Source organism: Pseudoalteromonas sp. Z9A6 (assembly GCF_011378805.1).
Lineage (GTDB): Bacteria > Pseudomonadota > Gammaproteobacteria > Enterobacterales > Alteromonadaceae > Pseudoalteromonas > Pseudoalteromonas distincta.
This window is the reverse complement of sequence record NZ_WTKZ01000105.1, coordinates 1-6,009: the sequence shown is the minus strand read 5'-3', so window position 1 is coordinate 6,009 and position 6,009 is coordinate 1. Positions and strand designations below refer to the sequence as shown.

Here is a 6,009-nt window from a genome sequence, read left to right as displayed (position 1 = left end):
GATCGTTTGGATCGGTCAACCGGTCATTTTCTTAACTGATCGGCATTACCCAATAGGGGCTTTTTTGTCTTCTGAAATTAAATGCTGAACACTGTCACTTATTAAAGCAAAGCATCTGATCTAACGCTGGAATTTAATAGTGCATTCGCACTATTCCAAATTTAAGAAAGCTTAGCTTAATCTATGGATTAATTTTATTTAGATTACGTTTATTATTAGGGGTAACTAAAGAATAAAAATTACACAATATTAAATTAATGTAGCTTTAAATAATTTGGATAGGTATTTACTTGGGAAATTTGTAAAAGTGGTGGCCCCTCCCAGACTCGAACTGGGGACCTAACGATTATGAGTCGTGTGCTCTAACCAACTGAGCTAAGGGGCCAACTTTATATAACTGCTAGGCAGTTAATTTTTGAAGCGTTCAGTCACAGAGCGACTAAAGCGGGTTGCAGTATAAAAACTTTTTAGGTGCTTGTCACTACCAAAAACCTTTATTTTAACAATCAACAAGCTAACTGCTTAAATAGTAATCTTTTAAGTGGGAATAAACATAAAATGTAAGATATTTACCGTGCTATTCACTGCATTAAATTATAAAAACCCCTATCCCATATAGTCTTTTATATTTAACCCTCTACTTTTTAAGCAAAGCTAACATATATGTATAGGCATATAAGGCTGTAAAAAATATGCTTGGGGCTACTGTCAGTGCCAAATTAGGTGTCTGATTAATTACATTCACCATAATCACTAAGCTCGATTGAACAGTAATCGGAATAATAGGCGCAAAAAACTACACCTGCTATTTTTTTGTTACTTAAATACGAGGCGCTAGAGTTAATTGCATTATTGAAGCTTTGTCGTATTGCTACGTTTTGTGGTGTTTTAGAATGAAACATACAAATAATTGGAGTTACAAACGCAAGCGTTACATAACTAAACTTATACTTGTTGACGACCCTTTCTAAAATAAAGGTAAAAAAAAGCGTTACAAATCCACTATACAAACCCTGCACTAATGCAGCTAGAAGCGTAACCGATTTAGCAATGTCTGCCGCACTATTTGCCCAGTAGGCCCAACTAAAATAAAAAACGAAAGACACAACGCCTGACATTATAAGTCGAATATTCAATTAACTGCCTCAATATGCCTAAAACCTAGTTTAATGATAACACTAGAAGTGAAGGTAATATTGTCACTAAATAATAAAGTATTTGATTGTATATTGTAGATGTATAAACACACTAATGTTGAAGATTTCCTAAATGGCATCAAGTCAGAATCTGAGCGCGACTGTTAGCTGGAAAGCTTATTAGTAAACAATAAGTATAGTTTTAAAATAATATTGGGAGTGAGTTAAGGAAGTGAATTAATGGGTTGAAGAGCTTTAAAAATTGGATTTAACCTAAAAACTATCTAAAAACGCTCTAAAAACTCTCTAAAAACTAATATTGTGAGCCGATCGGTACTGAAGTATTTAGCTAAACCTCAGTAGTCGGCTTACACAATATATAATCTGTCATTATTTTTTCGCAATAATGTAGATTGCATGTATTAACCCTGGGAAATAACCTAGCAGTGTTAATAGAATATTTAACCAAAAATGCATACCTAAGCCAACTTGCAAAAACACACCTAATGGCGGTAATAAAACCGAAAGTATTATACGAATAATATCCATGATCAAACTCCATTTAAATTAAGCATTAGAAAGGCGTAAAGCCCAGTGTTAGTGGGCCTTAACTATACTGTATTATTCAGCAACAATAGCTAGTTTATCAACTACGTCACGAACATCTTCAGCATTTTTAGCAATTTTAACTGCTAGTTGTTTTTCAGCTTCAGACTCTACTGAACCGTTCAGAGTTACAATACCATTGTCGGTATCAACATCGATGTCTGTACCACCAACTTCTGAGTCAAACAGGAAGCGAGTTGTGATTACAGTGGTGATTTTAGCGTCCGTTAGGTCGTTATCATCATCGTCCATCATGTCATTGCTTTTATCTTTGGTATCCATGCTTTTAACAACAGTAAGGCTGTTATCAACATCAGATACACCATCTAGGCTAAGTACAAGTTCTTCTGCTAGCTCTTTATCAAGCTCGCTATTAACTTTACCTGTAAGTACTACTTTGCCATTTTTTACATCAGTGTTAATGTCAAAGTTGTTTAGATTAGTGTTCATAAGTAGAACGGTTTCTGCCTTACCATCAATCCAAGCATCTTTACTTTCGTTTTCCCAGCTGTTTGCTTGGGCACCCATAGCCGTAGTACCAAGAACTAGAGCTGCGATAATAGACTTGTTAAATGTTTTCATAATCTTTCTCCTTTTGATTAAAGACACTTTAACTAATGCGAGCTTCAGGCCAACTTTATTTACCCTTTAAATTCAACAGCTTGAATTAATTAAGAGATTAAACCTTATCTATGTTTGTGTAACTATTTACAGGCTACTCGGTAAAACTTTCTCAAATAGTGAAAATAGCTAGATAATTGCTCTTTTGGTTAATCTATCGTTAATATAACAAAACAAAAAACACCGTTAAAAAATAACCAATTGATAATTAATGAAATTATATTTGGTACGCGGTTTGTAACTTAACTACAAGAGCAGTATCAATAGTAAATATAAGAAGGAATAACTCATGTCTGTAAAAGTTGAAGACCGCCCAATAGAACAAGTACGCGAACAAGTGATTGATCAATTACAGTCATGGTGTTATTTCTGTTGATGCATTTGAAAGACGTTTAGATAATGCGATGGATGCACCTAATAACGAAGCACTGCTAGCCTTAGTAGAAGACTTAACACTTAATACCGATCAGCAATATAAAGCAGAAAAACAATCGCAATTTAAACCACATTATAGTGCACAGCAAAACAGTGATGATGATTTTACATTACGCAGTATTTTAGGATCTAACGAGCGAAGTGGTCAGTGGGTTGTGCCAAAAAATATATATTTGAGTAACTTTATGGGATCGGTGGTGCTTGATTTTACCGATGCTATTTTTGCGCATCAAAATGTAACTATTCACGTTAACTGTATTTTTGGTAGCGATGAAATTTACGTACCAGAGCATGTCAATGTAGTGTCTAAAATGTTTTGTATTTTAAGTAGCCTTGAAAATAAATCTGTGTCGCTTAACAAATGCCAAGGCCCTACAATTCATATTGAAGGAAAGGCAGTAATGGGCTCGGTTGAAGTGAAAATAAAGCGCACAATTAAAGAAAAATTTATAAGCTTTGCAAATGAGCTAAAAACCCAGTTTGGCACGGGTAATAATAACCGCTCACTATAATTGAGTAGCAGCACTTTAGCGTGCTGCTTAGTATTTTATTATAAATCGTTATTTCGCTCGCTTGGTGTATCACTTAAATATTCTACAAACTCAACTTCAAACCCTGCAGGATCAATAAAGTAGACATTCTTTCTGAAAGGATTCTCGCTACCTTGCTTGCTTAGAGTAAAACCCACTTTATTTAAGCGCATTACTACTGCGCTTAAATTATTAGTTACATAAGCAAAGTGTGCAAAACCAATTTGATGGCCCGATAAATTTCTGTTTTCACCTTCACCATGACTGCTTATCGCAATGTAATGCGTGTCATCTCCAAAGTGTACCCAGCGTCTTGGTTTTCCATGCCAATCGCCTCTGCCCTCACTTCTAATCGACCAATGTGGAAATACAGCGCGATAAAATGTAAGCATACTATCTATATCACTCGCGACTAAGTTTACGTGCTCTAAATACATAATGTTATCCTATCAGTTAAGTTAGGAGCACGATAAAACCTCAAGTTAACTTTAGGTAAAGTGTTATTTAAAATTAATTTATTTAAATGCAGATAATTATTTTTTAAAAATATATAAACTTTTCAATCTTGTATAAAAAACAAACACAAGTATTTGGGGTTTATTGTTTACTTTATGGCAAAAGTCGCTAAAATACGCCGGCTGAAATATATAAACGTTCTTTTACAACCCAAAGGTAATACCATGCATCCAATGTTAAACATTGCGGTTCGCGCTGCGCGCAACGCAGGCAAAATTTTACTTCGCGCAAGTGAAGATTTATCAAAAGTTGAAGTGCAACAAAAAGGCGCTAACGACTTAGTAACTAACATTGATAAAGAAGCCGAAGCCGTAATTCGTGACACTATTTTACAGTCTTACCCTACTCACTCAATTGTTGGTGAAGAACTAGGTGAGCATAAAGGCAAGGATGATGATTACCAATGGATTGTAGATCCTATCGATGGAACAACTAACTTCATCAAAGGTATCCCTCATTACGCGGTTTCTATCGCACTTAAAGTTAAAGGTCGTTTAGACCAAGCTGTTATTTATGATCCAATTCGTGGTGAGCTTTTCACTGCATCTCGCGGTCAAGGCACTCAGTTAAACAGTAAACGTCTACGCGTTAGCAAAACTACGGTTCTTGCAGGCACTGTACTTGCTACTGGTTTCCCTTTCAAAAACAAAAACCACATGGATGCATACACTGAAGCGTTTAAAGCATTATTTGTACACACTGCTGATATTCGCCGTGCAGGTTGCTCTGCTTTAGATATGGCATACGTTGCAGCTGGCCGTGTTGATGGATTTTTTGAAATTGGTTTAAAACCTTGGAACTCTGCTGCGGGCGAACTAATGGTTAAAGAAGCGGGCGGTATGGTTGTAGATTTCGCTGGTGGTAATAACTATAACCACAGCGGCAATATTATCTGTGGTTCCCCAAAACTGACTCAAGCAATTATTCGCGAAATTCGTCCAGTATTAACTGAGTCGTTACTTCGCTAATTAAATGCTATTAATAGCATACTAAAAAGGAGCCCTGGCTCCTTTTTTTGTGCCTAAAAATAAGGGTTATCTAGCTTCAACTCTACTGTTTTACCTTTTTCGTAAGGTAACGAGTTTAAATCTTTTGCGAAATATTCATCAAATAAAGCATCAAACTCGCCATTTTCTTGCATTATCTCAAGCCCTTTTTTAATTGCCACTGCAAGCTCTGGCTTACTATTTGATACAAAATAATAAAACCCTGTTGGATAACTCATATATAAATTAGGTACTATCACTAGGTTACTTTGTTTATTTGCCGCTAGCTCTGAATTAACCTCGATAAATGAACGTGGGAAGTAATCAATACGCCCTGCACTTGTTAAGGCAAACATAGCCTGATAATTTGCAAACGGTCTTATATGCAAGCCATTAAACGCCATTATTTTTGTATCAGGCCAATCATGACCTTGCACTGCAGAAAGCCTACCTAACTGCTCTAAGCTCGTAATACCTTTAAATCTAGCAATGCTATTCTTACTTGTTAATAGTGCCCTTTTACCTATGTAGCCTTTAAATAATGGGATTTTAATCGCAATAGCTAAAGACTCTCTTTCGGGGCTGCTCATACTCCAGTATAAATCTAAATTTTTTGTATCTAGTGCTATTAAAGTACGTTGTTGATGGGGATGAATTAAAACGGGGTTAATCTCTGCAGGGTATTGTGCGCTCACCAATGCTTTTTCTAATAGCTCGTTAAGGTAGTCGTCACGAGCATATTGCACACGCTGCTCCTGCGCTACATTTACGATATTTACCTCACTCGCTAAAGCGCTGCATACAAACAAACTTACTACGTTAATCAAATACTTTAATGGCAACATAATTATCACCCTAGTTATTATCGGTAGTCTTAACAGTTATTATTGATAGTTTAAATTATCGCGTTATTTAAGCTAAACAGCTTCCAGCGCCTAAATAAAAGATGGCGATATTATGTAACTGTACTTATTAATAACCGCGCTATTAATACTTATCTTAAATACATAGTACGACGTTACACTCATGGCGTGCTCTACAAAGTTAGCACTGTTTATTCATACTTGCACAGTAAAGCTAAAACAATCGTGAGCATAAATATATTACAGGCAATAAAAAACCGCTCAATGAGCTAACACCATTCAGTTAAGCATGCTTTGACTTAATGGTGTACCGAGT

The 6,009-nt window shown here is 35.8% G+C and carries 5 protein-coding genes, 1 tRNA gene and 2 pseudogenes; 2 read left to right on the top strand and 6 right to left on the bottom strand.

The annotated features are described in order from the left end of the window. Positions 1-308 precede the first annotated feature (308 nt). The 4 genes and pseudogenes from GQR53_RS20215 to GQR53_RS20200 all read right to left on the bottom strand — a co-directional run bounded on the left by GQR53_RS20215 (position 309) and on the right by GQR53_RS20200 (position 2,324). Positions 309-385: transfer RNA gene (locus tag GQR53_RS20215), tRNA-Ile, on the bottom strand. Between the two features lie 252 nt (positions 386-637). Next, a pseudogene (locus GQR53_RS20210) lies at positions 638-1,118 on the bottom strand (hypothetical protein). Between the two features lie 408 nt (positions 1,119-1,526). Continuing rightward, positions 1,527-1,685: a YqaE/Pmp3 family membrane protein gene (locus GQR53_RS20205; RefSeq protein WP_002957822.1), complete on the bottom strand. Its 159-nt coding sequence runs from the start codon at positions 1,683-1,685 to the stop codon at positions 1,527-1,529. Between the two features lie 72 nt (positions 1,686-1,757). Beyond that, complete coding sequence (locus tag GQR53_RS20200; RefSeq protein WP_007586486.1) at positions 1,758-2,324, bottom strand: BON domain-containing protein; 567 nt, start codon at positions 2,322-2,324, stop codon at positions 1,758-1,760. A 328-nt stretch (positions 2,325-2,652) separates the two neighbouring features. On the opposite strand from GQR53_RS20200, the pseudogene GQR53_RS20195 reads away from it, so the two are divergent. Continuing rightward, a pseudogene (locus tag GQR53_RS20195) lies at positions 2,653-3,310 on the top strand (LiaF domain-containing protein). 38 nt (positions 3,311-3,348) lie between these two features. On the opposite strand, the gene GQR53_RS20190 reads toward GQR53_RS20195, so the two are convergent. Continuing rightward, positions 3,349-3,765, bottom strand: a complete 417-nt coding sequence (locus GQR53_RS20190) for a VOC family protein (protein ID WP_165745032.1) — start codon at positions 3,763-3,765, stop codon at positions 3,349-3,351. Positions 3,766-4,008: 243 nt separating this feature from the next. Here GQR53_RS20190 and suhB point away from each other — a divergent pair, with 243 nt between their 5' ends. Continuing rightward, positions 4,009-4,812 carry an inositol-1-monophosphatase gene (gene suhB / locus GQR53_RS20185; RefSeq protein WP_002957826.1) on the top strand — a complete coding sequence of 268 codons (804 nt, stop codon included), beginning with the start codon at positions 4,009-4,011 and terminating at the stop codon, positions 4,810-4,812. Positions 4,813-4,865: 53 nt separating this feature from the next. Here the strand turns inward: suhB and GQR53_RS20180 are convergent, their stop codons facing one another. Next, a complete protein-coding gene (locus GQR53_RS20180) occupies positions 4,866-5,675 on the bottom strand; it encodes a transporter substrate-binding domain-containing protein (protein ID WP_165745031.1) in 810 nt (269 codons plus the stop codon). Positions 5,676-6,009 lie beyond the last annotated feature (334 nt).